The sequence below is a fragment of the Leptothermofonsia sp. ETS-13 genome, from assembly GCF_049200465.1.
Classification (GTDB): Bacteria; Cyanobacteriota; Cyanobacteriia; order Leptolyngbyales; family Leptolyngbyaceae; genus Leptothermofonsia.
Window position 1 is genome coordinate 1,061,512 of record NZ_CP120836.1, and the last position, 14,669, is coordinate 1,076,180.

Annotated in this window: 10 protein-coding genes; 5 read left to right on the top strand and 5 right to left on the bottom strand. The window is 51.6% G+C overall.

All coding sequences use genetic code 11. From position 1 onward, the window contains the following. Nucleotides 1–80 precede the first annotated feature (80 nt). From P4D80_RS04835 to hisC, 3 genes are all read left to right on the top strand, one after another. Nucleotides 81–1,895, top strand: a complete 1,815-nt coding sequence (locus tag P4D80_RS04835) for a PhoD-like phosphatase (protein ID WP_421657764.1) — start codon at nucleotides 81–83, stop codon at nucleotides 1,893–1,895. After that, the gene (locus P4D80_RS04840) at nucleotides 1,883–2,452 is read left to right on the top strand and encodes a hypothetical protein (RefSeq protein ID WP_421657765.1); all 570 of its coding nucleotides are present in this window, start codon (nucleotides 1,883–1,885) and stop codon (nucleotides 2,450–2,452) included. The genes P4D80_RS04835 and P4D80_RS04840 overlap by 13 nt, the downstream gene beginning before the upstream one ends. A 222-nt stretch (nucleotides 2,453–2,674) precedes the next feature. Further along, a complete protein-coding gene (gene hisC, locus P4D80_RS04845) occupies nucleotides 2,675–3,724 on the top strand; it encodes a histidinol-phosphate transaminase (RefSeq protein WP_421657766.1) in 1,050 nt (349 codons plus the stop codon). A 286-nt stretch (nucleotides 3,725–4,010) separates the two neighbouring features. On the opposite strand, the gene P4D80_RS04850 is transcribed toward hisC, so the two are convergent. Next, the gene (locus tag P4D80_RS04850) at nucleotides 4,011–5,150 is read right to left on the bottom strand and encodes an RNA polymerase sigma factor, RpoD/SigA family (RefSeq protein ID WP_421657768.1); all 1,140 of its coding nucleotides are present in this window, start codon (nucleotides 5,148–5,150) and stop codon (nucleotides 4,011–4,013) included. 715 nt (nucleotides 5,151–5,865) lie between these two features. On the opposite strand from P4D80_RS04850, the gene priA reads away from it, so the two are divergent. Continuing rightward, nucleotides 5,866–8,541: a primosomal protein N' gene (priA, locus tag P4D80_RS04855; RefSeq protein WP_421657769.1), complete on the top strand. Its 2,676-nt coding sequence runs from the start codon at nucleotides 5,866–5,868 to the stop codon at nucleotides 8,539–8,541. Between the two features lie 135 nt (nucleotides 8,542–8,676). Here the strand turns inward: priA and P4D80_RS04860 are convergent, their stop codons facing one another. The 3 genes from P4D80_RS04860 to P4D80_RS04870 all read right to left on the bottom strand — a co-directional run bounded on the left by P4D80_RS04860 (nucleotide 8,677) and on the right by P4D80_RS04870 (nucleotide 12,017). Then, the gene (locus tag P4D80_RS04860) at nucleotides 8,677–10,941 is read right to left on the bottom strand and encodes a CHASE2 domain-containing protein (protein WP_421657770.1); all 2,265 of its coding nucleotides are present in this window, start codon (nucleotides 10,939–10,941) and stop codon (nucleotides 8,677–8,679) included. Between the two features lie 73 nt (nucleotides 10,942–11,014). After that, nucleotides 11,015–11,788 carry a DUF928 domain-containing protein gene (locus P4D80_RS04865; protein ID WP_421657771.1) on the bottom strand — a complete coding sequence of 258 codons (774 nt, stop codon included), beginning with the start codon at nucleotides 11,786–11,788 and terminating at the stop codon, nucleotides 11,015–11,017. 52 nt (nucleotides 11,789–11,840) lie between these two features. Beyond that, entirely contained in the window at nucleotides 11,841–12,017 is a 177-nt protein-coding gene (locus P4D80_RS04870; RefSeq protein WP_421657772.1) for a hypothetical protein, read from the bottom strand. A 473-nt stretch (nucleotides 12,018–12,490) separates the two neighbouring features. On the opposite strand from P4D80_RS04870, the gene P4D80_RS04875 reads away from it, so the two are divergent. Then, entirely contained in the window at nucleotides 12,491–12,631 is a 141-nt protein-coding gene (locus tag P4D80_RS04875) for a hypothetical protein (protein ID WP_421657773.1), read from the top strand. A 66-nt stretch (nucleotides 12,632–12,697) separates the two neighbouring features. Here P4D80_RS04875 and P4D80_RS04880 read toward each other — a convergent pair whose 3' ends face one another. Then, nucleotides 12,698–14,554, bottom strand: coding sequence for a hypothetical protein (locus P4D80_RS04880; protein WP_421657774.1), 1,857 nt, complete (start codon nucleotides 14,552–14,554; stop codon nucleotides 12,698–12,700). Nucleotides 14,555–14,669: the final 115 nt, after the last annotated feature.

Here is a 14,669-nt window from a genome sequence, read left to right on the forward strand (position 1 = left end):
TAGACAAATTGATGCTAATATACCTGACGCGCGGGCATGGTTAAGGTATTATTTCGTCCCCGGCGGTTTCGCAGGTTGTAATGGGTTCTCAAACCGGCAATGAATTCTTACAAGAGTTGCCGCTAATCCTGGCGGGACCTATTTTGCGACATACAGAGTCTGAATCGGTCACCGTTTGGGTGGCGTTGAAACAAGCTTGTCGGGTAGAACTCACGATTTACGAGACTACTGCCAGTGGTAGTGAACTTGGCAATCCTTTATTTAAGGGATTGCGCTCTACAATTGCACTGGGTAAGTTTCTCCACGTTGTTGCGGTTACTGCCCGGTCTGAAGTGGGGCAAGGGCTGAGTAGCGATCGCCTGTATACCTACGATCTCTGCTTCATCGATTCCACCCATCACACGGAATATACCCTGGAGCGAGCGTTGGCTTCCAGTCGCCAGGTTAACGTCAGCCTCAGCTATTTTGCTCACCAAAAGCCAACCTTTGCTCTACCACCTCAGCAGATCCAGCATTTACGAATTGTTCACGGCTCCTGCCGTAAACCTCATGGAAATGGGTTCGATGCATTGCCAATTCTTGACTGTTTGATTGAAGAGACTGCCAGCCAACCTCAGCAACGTCCCCATCAGGTATTTTTGACCGGCGACCAGATTTATGCTGATGATGTTGCCGATCCCCTGCTGTGGGCAGCCAGTAACCTGGGCGATTTGCTTTTGGGTTGGCATGAAAAGCTTCCGGCTGGTCCCAGAGAATCTTCAGATTCACGGTACTACACACCCAGACAGTTGCGTCCTGGAGAGCGGACAGAAGTGGCTACCCAACAGGCAGGGTTTACAGCTGGTTTGCGGAATAAGCGAGCGAAAGTCAACAGCCATCTACTGAACCTGGGGGAATATTACGCCTCCTATTTACTGGCATGGTCGCCTGTATGCTGGATGGTTCCCTTTCCAAAAGGAAGGGAGATGACCCGCGATTGCAAAACCAGCCAGCGGTGGGATCGAGAAGCACGGGATATGGAGCAATTTATTCACACCCTCTGGAAAGTGCAGCGTGCCCTTGCCAATGTACCCGTTTACACGATTTTTGATGATCATGATGTGAGTGATGATTGGAACTTGAATCAAGCCTGGTGTTTGCGTGTGTATGGGCGTCCTCTGGGGCGGCGAGCAGTGCAAAATGCGCTGTTAGCCTATGCGATGTTTCAGGCATGGGGGAATACTCCCTGGCAGTTTGAGGCCAATCAGCCCGGTGGAAAATTGCTGGCAGCCGCACAGGCCTGGTCAGACTCACAGGGAACGGATACTGCGGCCTATGAGGCGATCGCCCAATACCTGGGTATGCCTCCCAGCAATCCCCATACGGGTTTACCTGAATTGATTCAAGACGATTCGGTATTAATTCTGGATCGTCACCCAGAAACCATTACCTGGCATTACACCTTACAGAGCCAATGCCATGAAGTAATTGTCTTAGAAGTAATTGTCTTAGACACTCGAACATGGCGTGGATATCCAGCAAATGGAAAGGCGATCGCGCCCCCCATGCTGTTATGTCCAACGGCTTTTGAGCAACAGCTTTTAGAACAATTACAGGAAACGGCTGATGCTGAGATTCCAATTACATTTATCATTGCACCGACTAACGTGTTTGAACTACAGGTGATTGATTGGATTCATCACTGGCAGCTACGGCGTAATAAAGCATTTTCAACTGATGTGGGAGACGCCTGGAATATCAATTACAATGCACTAGCGCGTTTTTTAACAACTCTATTTGAGCAACGCACCCAGGTGGTTATCCTGTCTAGAGATATCCATTACAGTTCTGTGGTACGTCTTTCCCATATTAATACACCCCCCCAGCCAAAGCAGAATCAGTTTTGGTTCAATTAACCGCCAGTGCGTTGAAAAACGAGGAAGTCAAAACTCAAATTATTCATACTCGCTTGAAAGAGTGGTTGTTGCCAGAAAAAGTCCGCCACTGGGCAGGTAGGACCGATCCCCCCACCATGACAGAACTTTCTGCCAGGAAAGCCTATCCCATTTTTGACAAGCGGGCTGATACACAGAATGCTTTGCCATCGGAACCGCCGGACTGGTTTTGTGCGCTGGAATGGATACCCCGCAACCCAGTACAGCTTCCAACTTTTGGGAACTTGACAGCCTGGCTGATGTCCTTATCCGAACGCAGGAGAAGAGCCCGGTGGCGATGGCTAAGACCGTTCATCTTCTGGAAATGGCGCTGGTTTCAGGATGGGCGTGAAGTGGTTGGAGTCAACAACCTGGCATTAGTGCAATTGAAAGCTGAATCTGAAAATCCCCCCCATCAGGTGATTCAGGACTCATACTGGTTCTCTTCCGGGCATTCAACGCAAGTTGTTTACAGCCGCTATAAAAGCCACCTGGATCCAAATCGATCTTTGTTAAAAACATCTGAGCGAATAGAGTAAGTAGCTAGTGGACGATGGCATCAGTCCAGTAACCATTGGGTTGGGGAGTGGGGAGTCGGAGGGAGCCAGAATGGTATCCGTATTCCTGCCGTGCTGTACCAGGCGCAATTCAATTAAAGATAATTTGGGGGGTGGAGGAGATGAAACCCCCTGCCTGGGAGCGCAGCCCCCACTCTCCCCCTTTACAAATTAATAATAACTACCTACTTAATGCCTCACGTTATGAGCTATTTTCGTTCCAATGTTGATCAGATGACGGGCTACATTCCTGGTGAACAGCCAAAACCAGGAACTCCCATCATTAAACTCAATACCAACGAGAACCCTTACCCGCCATCACCTCAAGCGATCGCTGTTTTGCGTAATCTGGATAGCGAATGGTTGCGGCGCTACCCCGATCCCTACGCCAATGAGTTCCGCAGAGCCGCCAGCGAAGTACTGGGCGTTCCGGTGGATTGGATAATGGTTGGCAATGGCAGTGATGAACTGTTGAATGTTGTAGTGCGTGCCTGTGCAGATTTGGGGCGCAAAGTAGCTTATCCAGTGCCCACCTATGTGTTATACCGCACCCTGGCAGAGATGCAGCCAGCCCACTTCATTGAAATTCCCTACGAAGAAAACTTCCAGTTCCCTTTAGAAAAGTTGATAGCTGCAAATGGGGCAGTTACTTTCATTGCATCCCCCAACAGCCCATCAGGACATGGGGTTTCGTTGTCTGACTTGCGGCACCTGGCAGCAAATCTGACGGGAGTACTGGTGATTGATGAAGCTTACATTGATTTTGCCGAAGAAACCGCGCTGCCGCTGGTCAAGGAGTTTGAAAATGTGATGGTAATTCGCACGTTATCGAAGGGTTATTCGCTGGCCGGTCTGCGGTTGGGATTTGGAATTGCAAATCCTGAATTGCTGAGTGGGATGTTTAAGGTAAAAGATAGTTACAACGTGGACGCGATCGCCTGTTTAGTGGGGGCCGCCGCGATGCAAGATCAGACCTACAAGAACGAGTGTGTTGCAAAGGTCAAAGCCTCTCGTACAAAACTGGCAGCAAATTTGAAACAACTCAATTTTCGTGTCTGGGATTCTCAAACCAATTTCCTGCTGGTACAACCCCCCACAGGCGATGCAGAGCAAATTTACCTGGCACTTAAAGAACGGGGAATTCTGGTGCGTTACTTCAAACAATCTGGTTTAGAGGACAAATTGCGCATAACAGTTGGCACTGACGCGCAAAATCAAACTTTGGTTGAAGCATTGGTTGCTATCGTAGAGTGACAATATTGATAGCTATTCACCCATTTGGGTGTTTTTTCTTTTTGGGTAACTAGAAAGACGATTACTCCAGAATGAGAAGAATATACTTTGAAGATAGAGGAAACCTCTTGCCCTTAAGCAATCGCTACCTCTGCGATTGGACAGGCTTTTGTCAGCCAGAAATCAAGAGTGATAAAGGCAAACCTTCAGATAAATAACCAGGCGCAATTAAATTAAGGATAATTTCGGGGGTGGAGGGGATGAAAATCCCTGCCTGGCGGTACAGCTCATACTCCCCCAGGAAGGATTATCCCAACCAGCTCTTCAATCGCTCGGCAATTTGGGGACGACGCAGTTTGCGCATCGCCTTGCTTTGAATCTGGCGCACCCGTTCACGGGAGAGGTTGAACAGTCCCCCCACCTCTTCCAGAGTGCAGGGTTTGCTGGAGGTGAGCCCATAGCGGAGCGAGATAATGTCTTTCTCACGTTCGGTCAAGACATCGCTCAACACATCCCAAATTTCCTGGCGCAGCATGGTTTCACTCATTTGCGCTTCGGGCGATTGGGTATCACCGTCTTCCAGCAGATCCATCAGTTCCGTATCTTCCCCTTTGCCAACCCGGTGGTTCAGCGAAAGGGATTTACGCCGCACCTGCTGCAAACTGCGAAGCTGATCAGGGGGCATGTCGAGGGCTTGGGCTAACTCTGCTTCTGTTGGGTTGCGGTTCAGTTCTTTGCGTAGATCACGGTAAGCTTTTTTCAGCTTGTTTAGCTTTTCGACGATGTGGATCGGCAGACGAATGGTGCGGGCGTCATTGGCGATCGTGCGGGTAATGCCCTGACGAATCCACCAGTAGGCGTAGGTTGAAAACTTGTAACCCTTGTCGGGGTCAAATTTCTCGGTGGCGCGGTTGAGGCCCAGTGCGCCTTCTTGAATCAGATCCAGAAACGGAACGCCCCGGTTCAGATAGCGCTTGGCAATGGACACTACCAGACGCAGGTTGGAGCGGATCATTTTGCGTTTAGCAACGTGGCTGCGGTGGAGTTTATGCTCTAGCTGGCGGTCGGTAAGACCTTGAGCAGCAGCTAGTTCGGCTCGACTGGGAAGGCGTCCCAGTTCCTTGGTAAGCCGAGTTTGAAGCTCTTCTACTTCCACCAGGTAACGGACGCAGCGGGCAAGTTCAACTTCTTCGCTGGGCTTGAGCAGTGGGTAGCGCGCCATTTCTTTAAAGAACGCTCCTACCGCATCGTCGGAAAGGGTTTTGCTATAGCCGGAGGGGCGAGCGGCAGCGATCTGATCCAGACTGGAAATTTCTTCGGGTTCATCTGAAATTTCTTCGGGCTGAAGGGAGTCGGCGTCGATCGCCTCAATTTCGTGATCAATAGGCTCTTCCAGATCAGGTTCGACGGGCAGGTCACCGGCGATCGCCTTTTGAAGGACATCCATCGCTTCAAAAGCATGCACGTCTGTGAGTGATTCCAATTCAGATTGAAATGAAGTTGCGGATTCTGAAAGGTGGAATTTTTGATACATATGATTTTGAGACATATGAATAGAGAGAATCTAACAGGAGCTTGAGCTGGAAAATATAGAAACGAGTGTGCTAAATAGCTACTATCGGCAGGCCTGAGGCGTTGCGCAGGTCAATCATTTGTTTTAGTTCGGATCCAATCTGTCGGAAGCTGGCAACTGCTTGAACAGTTCTCCAAATGGGAGAAATTTAGTTTGACTTTTTGTTAGGTTACTGGACGGAGATTCCCAAGTTGTTCGCTCGACTACTTTGTTCGATTACAATTTATTCGACTACTACAATTTATTCGACTACAAAAGGTTCTATCGGTCTCAAGCGTCTAATTGTCAACACCTCTGCGGCGATCGTTCCTCACACCTAGAAGCTTAGGGTTGAATTTTTGTTACTCTACACTACACTACTTTTCTAAAGTCTGGGAGTCCCCCCATAGCTTTTCTTTGGTTAGAGAAGTCCCCCCGGGATGAGAAGTATCTCTTCTAAAGAGCAGAATTAAAAAATCTCAACGGGTTACGTTGCACAGTTATGTATGGCTTTGCTATAAAAGGCTCTCATATCCCCTTAACGAATGCACTCTATCGATGGGCAGAGAGCCGCCGCTGAAAGCATAGGGCTTTGTCTATCTTGATGATTATGTCTACCTGGCTTGCTGGTCCGCTATTTCCAATCCTGGCAGAGTCAGGAGAGGCTTATTACTCAACCCCTGCTGGTTGGGTGGATGTTCTGGTCGATTGCCCAGGGGCGCAGGGGCTTTTTACCTATTGCCTGCCAGCGGGCATGACGGCGCAACCGGGTGATATTTTGAGTGTGCCATTTGGAGCGCAGCAAGTGGGGGCGATCGCGATTGCCTGTCACCGTTGTCCGCCCACCCACCTGGACACGACTCGACTGCGGGAAGTGGAGGCCGTAATCCATCCTGGCTTTTTCCCGGCCAACTACTGGGCTTTGCTCCAACAGGTTGCTGATTATTACTTCACCCCCTTGATCCAGGTGGTGCGGGTAGCGTTACCGCCTGGACTCCTGGCGCGATCGCGCCGTCGAGTGCGGCTGGTTGAAAAGTCAAGCGAAGGGGACGAGGCCGGAGGCCGGAGGCCGGAGGCAAATATCAGAACTCAGAATTCAAAACTCAAACTTCAAAACTTTCCTCACTCCGCTCCTGCCCAGCAGATCCTGCAGCTCCTCCAGTCCAGCAAAACGGGTGACTTTAGCTGGCAGCATCTTCAACGGCAGGTGAGAGGAGCAAGCCAGGGGCTCCAGGAGCTGCTGAAACAGGGCTGGGTAGAGAGCTACCTGGAACCGCCAGAACCGCCTCGTCCAAAACTGCGGCAGGCCGTGACCCTGGTACCCGCTCCAACCCTATTTGACTTGACACCCCGGCAGCAGGAAATTTTGGGTGTTTTGCGGCGGCAGGGCGGGGAAATGTGGCTGTCAGACCTGCTCCAGATGTGCCATGCCAGTTCGACGACTCTAAAGGCACTGGCCGCCAAAGGCTGCCTGATTATTCAGCCCCAGGAGGTGTTGCGTTCAGAGCAGGCAGGGACAATTGCCGCCGATAGGCCCAAACCACTGACTCCCGATCAGGCCATAGCGCTGGCGCAGATTCAGAAGTTGGAAGGGTTTGCCCAGGTGTTGTTGCATGGAGTGACGGGCTCCGGAAAAACGGAAGTCTATTTGCAGGCGATCGCGCCCATCCTGGAACGGGGGCAATCAGCGCTGGTGCTGGTCCCCGAAATTGGGCTGACCCCCCAGCTCACCGACCGCTTCCGGGCCCGGTTTGGCAATCAAGTTTGCGTTTATCACAGTGCCCTCTCCGACGGGGAACGGTACGATACCTGGCGACAGATGCTGAGCGATCGCCCCCAAATTGTCATTGGCACCCGCTCTGCCATCTTTGCCCCCCTTCCCCGGTTAGGCATGATCATCCTGGATGAAGAGCACGACTCCAGCTTCAAGCAAGACCAGCCCGCCCCCTGCTACCATGCCTGCACCGTTGCTCGCTGGCGTGCCGAACTCGAAAATTGCCCTCTGATCCTGGGTTCAGCCACGCCTTCTCTGGAAAGTTGGGTGAATATCAGAGGTCAAGAGGGAGAAAGAAGAGAGAAGAAAGAAGAAAAAGGAAAGAAGGCCGGAGTTCACTCAGAATTCAGAACTCAAACCTCATCTAGCCATCTATCCGTCCATCCATCCACCCCTTACCCCCCATCCCCTTCTCCCCACTCCCTCTACCTCCCCCTTCCCCAACGTATCCACGCCCGCCCAATGCCACCAATTGAGGTGGTTGATATGCGGCAAGAACTCCATGAAGGGAATGCCTCCATCTTTAGTCGATCGCTCCAGGCTGCTCTCCGTACCCTGCAAGAACGGAATCAGCAAGGCATTCTATTCATCCATCGGCGCGGACACAGCACCTTTGTCTCCTGCCGCAGTTGTGGATATGTAGTCACCTGCCCCAACTGTGATGTCTCCCTGGCCTATCACCACGTCCATGCCGATGCCCAACCCCTGCTACGTTGTCACTATTGCAACTACATCCAGAACCTGCCCAAAACCTGTCCCACCTGCGATTCCATTTACTTCAAACACTTCGGCAGCGGTACCCAGCGGGTGGTTCAAGAACTGGCACGGCATTTTCCTGAGTTGCGGGCAATTCGGTTTGACAGTGACACGACTCGCACCAAAGGGTCACACCGGGCACTCCTCACCCAATTTGCCCAAGGAGAAGCGGATCTATTGATTGGCACTCAGATGTTGACAAAGGGCATCGATCTGCCCCAGGTTACTTTGGTGGGGATTGTGGCTGCCGATGGGTTGCTCCACTTTAGCGACTACCGGGCCAGTGAGCGTACCTTTCAAACTTTGACCCAGGTAGCGGGTCGTAGTGGGCGAGGCAATGACCCCGGACGGGTTATCTTGCAAACCTATTCGCCAGAGCACCCGGTAATTGAGGCGGTGCAACGCCAGGATTATGAAGCCTTTGCCAATGCAGAACTGGCTCATCGCATCAGCCTGAACTATCCTCCCTGCGGTCGGCTCATCCTGTTCCGGTTCAGCAGCCCCCATCCAATGGCCGTCCAAAAAGCGGCGGAGCGCGTCGCCACTGCTCTATCATCCTTAGAAGCCACGGGAGTCGAACGGCTGGGTCCAGCTCCAGCAACTATTTTGCGGGTTGCAAACCGCTATCGCTGGCAAATTTTGCTGAAGTTTCCAACCGAAACCACCGTCAACCTGCCTGACCTGTCAGAACTCCGCGCCCTTTGCCCCAGAGAGGTGAGTTTAACTGTGGACGTAGACCCGCTGCATTTGCTGTAATCAGGTGAGGGGGGAGTTTTTATTGCACGCTACGAGCATATGCCTGAAGCGATTGTGCTGGACATCGATGGTTAGGATGACCTGACGTACGGGAGTCCGCCTGTTCACTCCCTTCCACCCATCCACTCATCCCCCCTATCCCCCTCCTCTCCCCCCATCCCCTCTTCCTGCGATCGCATCCCGTCGCAGGCTATCCAACATATCGCTGATCTCTGGGGACTTGCTCGTGAACCTTAACAAGAAGCAGCCTTCGCTCTCGGCAGGTTTATCCAGTACTTTGGCATAGAGGTCATCCAGCTCTGTAGGCTTATCCGTGGCTACAAGTAGGGTGATTTTCAGGTTGCTGAGCGGGGTTAGAAAATGGTCTGACCAGAGCTCCGCTCCATTTTCTGACAGTCGCACGAGGCAGCTATCAAACACTGTGCCAACCAGATGCTTGCCTTCCAGAACGGTATAGCGGACAGGAATTGGTGTTGGCAGGGAGACAAATTCCTCAGCCTCCTGAGGTAGAAAAATATTATGTTTTCCGCCAATACCAAACACTTCATAAAGTGTGATAGGATTCCTAATCCCCTTGGGCTCTACCTGAATTTGGCCGCTGATTTTGACGATCGCCGGTCCGGCATCCCTATATGTTTCCTCAGAGATCAGGATCTGCCGACCCACGGTATAAGATTCAATTCGGGCAGCGAGATTAACATGATTTCCAACCACGGTATACTTAGCCCGTCGTTGGGAACCAATGTTGCCCACTACCATTTCACCTGTGTTGATGCCAATTCCCATCTCAATTTTGGGTAAACCCTGCTTCTGGTTCTGCTCGTTGACGCTGTCCATCGCCGCTTGCATTGCAACGGCACAGGCGATCGCCCGCTGCGAGTCATCCTTGCGATAAACGGGGGCACCAAACATAACAAAAATGCCATCTCCCATAAATTCATTGATCGTGCCCTGGTACTGGGTAATGATGTCCGACATTGCCCCCAGGTAGACATTGAGAATTTTCACCACTTGTTCCGGTGGGAGTCGTTCAGAAATGGCCGAAAATCCCCGCAGGTCTGACAACAGGATGGTGACTTTACGCCGCTCGCCTCCCAGTTTCAGGCCGGAGGGACTTTCCAGCAGACTGGCAACCACTTCATCCGTGAGGTAGCGGCCAAAGGTGCGGCGCATGTCGGCAGCCGAAAAGGCAACATAGCTGGTCACAGCGATGGAAGATCCGGCCAGTGCCATTAGCGGAGGCACCACAGGAATCCACCATCCATTGATAAAGACGAAATAGCTGCCAGCCGCCAGGCAGGCTGCCGCTACAACAATGCTGAACACGCGCAAGATTGGACGCCGACTGTAGCGCTGGGTCCACGTCAGCACAGCTCCAGCAGTGGCCCAGCCCAGGATCCAGAGCCACTCCAGTGGTTCACTCCAGATTTTCAGCGTGGGTGGACGTCCGTTTAAGACAGCACTGAGTACCTGACTAACGAAGTTGGCATGAATATAGACCCCTGCCATCCGGGTGGGTGTGGTCAGACTGCTGCTATAGGGAACATAAAACAAATCCTTCAAACTTTCGGCTGTCGCGCCGATGATGACGATGCGATCGCTCATCAGCCCAGGAGGAATCCGGTTCTCCAGTACCTCTGTCATCGTCACGCTCTGAAAATGCTGAGCCTCTCCCCGGTAGTTCAAAATCATCTGGTACCCACCTGCATCTGCCCGCACGTAGCCACCATCATTAGGACCAAACGCTGGAAATACGACGGAACCCGCCTGAACCAGGTTGTCTGAGTTGACCCCAACCTCAATCCCTTTGCTTTGCAAATAGGTCGCCGCCAGGATAAACCCAAAGCTAAAAACATCTTCTCCGGTTTTCCGATCCAGGAGGGAAATTGGCATCCGGCGGATCTTACCGTCCGCATCCAGGGGAAGATCGTTTGAGCCTACCTGATCCAGATCTTTCAACACCTTTGGGGGGGCAACGGCGGAGCTATCTGCGCTGGCAATCACCTTTTGCACCCCAATCAGGTTAGGTGTGGTTTTGAATACCCGGTTAAGGACGGCATGCCCCGGCTCAATCGGGAGATCGCGGTACAGATCAAGCCCGATCGCAAACGGTTGCTGTTGACTGATCTTCTGCAACAGATCGGCTAGTCTGGCATCGGACAGGGGCCACGTCCCCACTTTTTGCACGTCTGCCTCAGTGATTTCCACAACCACAATGCGGGAATCAACTGGCTCCTGTGGACGCAACAAAAAATACTGATCCAGCAGGGGAAATTCCAGCGGTTGCAGGAGCCCCAGATAGCGGATGCCAATTACTGCCCCGGTAACAACCGGAACGGTGATCCACCCCCCCCGCCACTGCCATGCCTTTTGTTTCAGCGTTTCCCAGATTTTGCTCACAGCCTGTTACTCTACAGCAATGGTGCAAGGGAGCAATTCAGTGCAGAGTGAAGGATACCCCCACCCTCACAGGCTATTGCACTTGAGCGTTTGAATTACAACAGTCGATCAGGGGTTCGGTTGCGATCGCATCCAGACCAACGGATTTCAACAGATCCCGCCAATCAGCCGTCAGCCTGGAATTATTTGGTGCTTTACGCCGCAAATCTGCCAGGCTCGTTAAGGTTTCATGCCAGATACCCGCTTCCGCATAAACCGCAGGTCGACTACTGACGGGAGTTTTGGCCAGCGTCCGCGCCAGTGTTTGATTCACTTCAACCCGTTCTACCCAACCTTCAACACTGGGGTTGCCACTGGGTCCCTTGGTGATGTCGCAGTTGAGGGTAATAAACCAGTGATAGGTTTTGCCCGTCCGGAGCGGTGGCGCATTGGCAGGCAAATCAAAGCGAATCACTCCTGCGGTGACTGGCAGTGTAAATGTGGTTTGATAAACGATTTCAGTATCATCTTCGCTGAGCAACAGAAACTCTGCGGTTTGTGTTTGGGATTGAGGAATATACACAAAGAAACTGGGCCGCTCTGAGAAGGTCAGTCCCAGCCGCTCTTTAGGCATTAGGGGAGCAGGCATTTGGGTGCCGGACATACAGGTGCCACGGGTAGCTCCGCCTGCGGTTGAGGCTGGCGCACCCCGCTTGGGCGCTTTAAAGCTGAGACTTAATTTTCGGGGCGTTGAGATAGTTGGTGTGGCAGGTGCAGCTTCAGCGATGGTTGGGGAGAAACCTAAAGGCGAAACCAGGAGCAAGAGAGAAAGGGCTGTCAGGTATTTTGAATGTTGTGCACAGGTCATAGGTTTTGACCCCCTCATCTAGATGGGTAGCGACGATGGAACTCAGTGATATCTAATCAAACGTTTGAAAGTTCTGGATTGACCGTTTCAGCCCGGTGTCGAGCAGGATAAACAAATGCTTCAACTCCGCGATCGCCGTTTCCAGAGACTTTATGAAATTTGGTTTCAGATTATTACTGATACAAACGGTAAACCACCCATAAAGCAGATATATATCTATATCAATCATTGGTTGATCTCAACTTACTCGGATAGGTGGTTGATCACCCAAATAAGTAATTGATAATTTAGACTACCTAGAGACTGGCTAAAATGCTCGAATCCTTGCAAAAAGTAATTTGAGGTGCGTTACAACGTTAAGTGAAACAAACAAATCGCTGTCTATGGAAACCTCTGTTGCGGTTCGTCGTCGCCTGTCGGTACGGGATTATCACCAGATGGCAGAATCTGGCATTTTGCAACCGGATGAGCGAATTGAATTACTAGACGGACAGATAATTTAGTTGGCAGCAAAGGGAACCGCTCATTGAGGAGCTGTTACTCGAATTCAGTTTGAGAGGCGCTCAGGCGATCGCGTCCTGATTTGTTTGCAAGACCCAGTTCAATAGCTCTACGTGGGTGCGTTAGGAATTGGAATTAGAGAGGGAGTGGGGGCTTCGCCCCCAGCCAGGGGTTCCCCCCCTGCACCCCATCCTAACCACAATGACTACCGCTATACCAGGTGCAACTGGCTACCAGAGCGAAACGATTTTGTCAGAAAAATTAACGGTTACACCACTGACGTCTCCGGAGTGCGTCATCATTGGCAAAGAAATGTTGAGTTCAAAAGCAGGCATTCAGTAATGAAACTAGTGAATCTTCTTCAAGGGGGCGTCAATAACCTCTGTTAGGCTGACCTCTGTCCAATCACTAATTTGGATTGAAAGAACCGACCATTTCGGTACCACTGGAGTTATAAACTTCGATCGGCATGCCTGCATTGTTGCAAATTCCCTGAAGTGCAGATTGCAGTGATTCTAAATGGTTGACGGCACCCCCTAAAATGCTGTGCTGACCTGATTGCCCTGCTGCAAATGCTTGCTTCAGGGCTTTTTCATACCCAGCTGTAAATTGGACGCGAATGACATTGCTCAGAATGAAATAGGTGCAGGTTTTGGGAGAACCGGAACAGAGCAGATTCAAGTCGGTACGCAGTTTCTGTTGAGCAACGGCAGCCTGGAGCTGGAGTTCTGCCTGGTATAGGGCATTGCTATAGGGGGAAACTAGCCGCTGGGCTGGATCGTAGGAAGCTGTATTTTCAGGGACTTGCTCAATTTGTCTAAGGGCACTGCGCCAGTAGGTAACGGCCAGCGTCCACTGGTTTCGCTGCTGGAACCCTTCTGCTTTTTGGGCCAGGTTGATGGCCTGCTGGTAGGCTTTTTGAGCCCGCTGTTCGCGTGTTGCACGATCGCGGGCGATCGCCAACTGCACCCCGTAGTCCCCTAACAATTCCTGCGCTTCAGTAAAGCTCGTCGTCGTGTTGGGAATTTGTTTGAGGGCATTGACAGCAACCTGCCAGGTCACCTGCACCTGCTGCCAGTTTTCAATTGACTGGGCTACTCCCTGCCTTGCCTGGGCGACATTTGCCGTCGATTTAGCCGCTGCCAGCTTTTTCTGAGCCTGCCGCTCGGTAGCCATATACTGGTTAATGATTGACAAATTGTCCCGGTAAGTTGCCAGTCGTTGCTGAGCAAATGGGTGGAGTGGGGTGCCTTGAGGAATCGATTCTAACTGAGCGATCGCCGACTTCCAGAGCACCTGAATTCCCTGCAAATCCACCAGGGGTTTCGGCATCATCTGACCTTTCTGAGTAGCTTCATTAGCCACCCGTTCCGCTGCCAATACCCGGTCTAGCTGGCTGAGTTGTAACTGGTCATGGCGCAGCAATGTCTGAGCTTCTCTATGACGGGTTGACCAGAGGGGAATCTTGCTCAAAATCTGGCTGGCCTCATTTAATTTCTGCTGTGCCTGCCTCAAATCCTGCTCAGACTTTGCTTGCTGAATCAGCTTATTCGCCTCCTGGCTGACTGCCTCTGCCGCCTGGAACGGCTCACACCGTCCAATAATGCAGGGGCGAGAAACAATCACAATTCCAGCCATAAAAGAAACCACGCTTACCCCAACGCCAGTTGCCACCCATAGAAGCCAGGGCGATCGCTCCGCAGTTTCCTCTACTTCCGGCTCTTCCTCTTCCAGTGCTGGCTCTGCCTGGGCTAGCAAGTCCTCCTCAGGTTCAGGCTCCGGCTCCAGCACCAGTAACTGTTCCAGGTCAAAATCCTTGCCTTCCCGATCTAGGCTTTTTTCCAACTGCTTTGGCTCTTCGCCTGTTTCCTCCACAGGTTCCTGAAAAAGCGTTTCTGTCCCATCTCGCTTTACTGTCCCCAGTTTGAAGCAATGGTACGCATAGGGATGCTTTTGTCCTAAGGCTCTGAGATATAATTTCCCCTGCGAGTTTTGTAGATTCGTCGTAGGGCTAAAAATCTCCTCAGCAAATCCCGGCAACAACACCTGAATTGCCTGCTCCAGCGCTTCAAACACCGAGTGGAGGTCAGGCTTTTCATCCGGTGGGTGCTGGCTTAAAACCATCAAATGTCCCCGCTTCACTACACACTGCACTTGAAACGGAATGGCCTGTGGCAACGCCAGCAAAAAATCCTGCAACTGATGCGCCAACCGCTGCAAACCTTCCTGCTGATTTAAAGTCTTGGAGCACGTAACTACTTCCATTGGACAATCAAGCTAAACTGTCGCCCATATCCTACTCGCGATCGCAGAAGACGGCACAATTAATGAAGGCTAAATCTAGAAGAACTAACAAAGCAAGCAACAACCCAACCCCTGG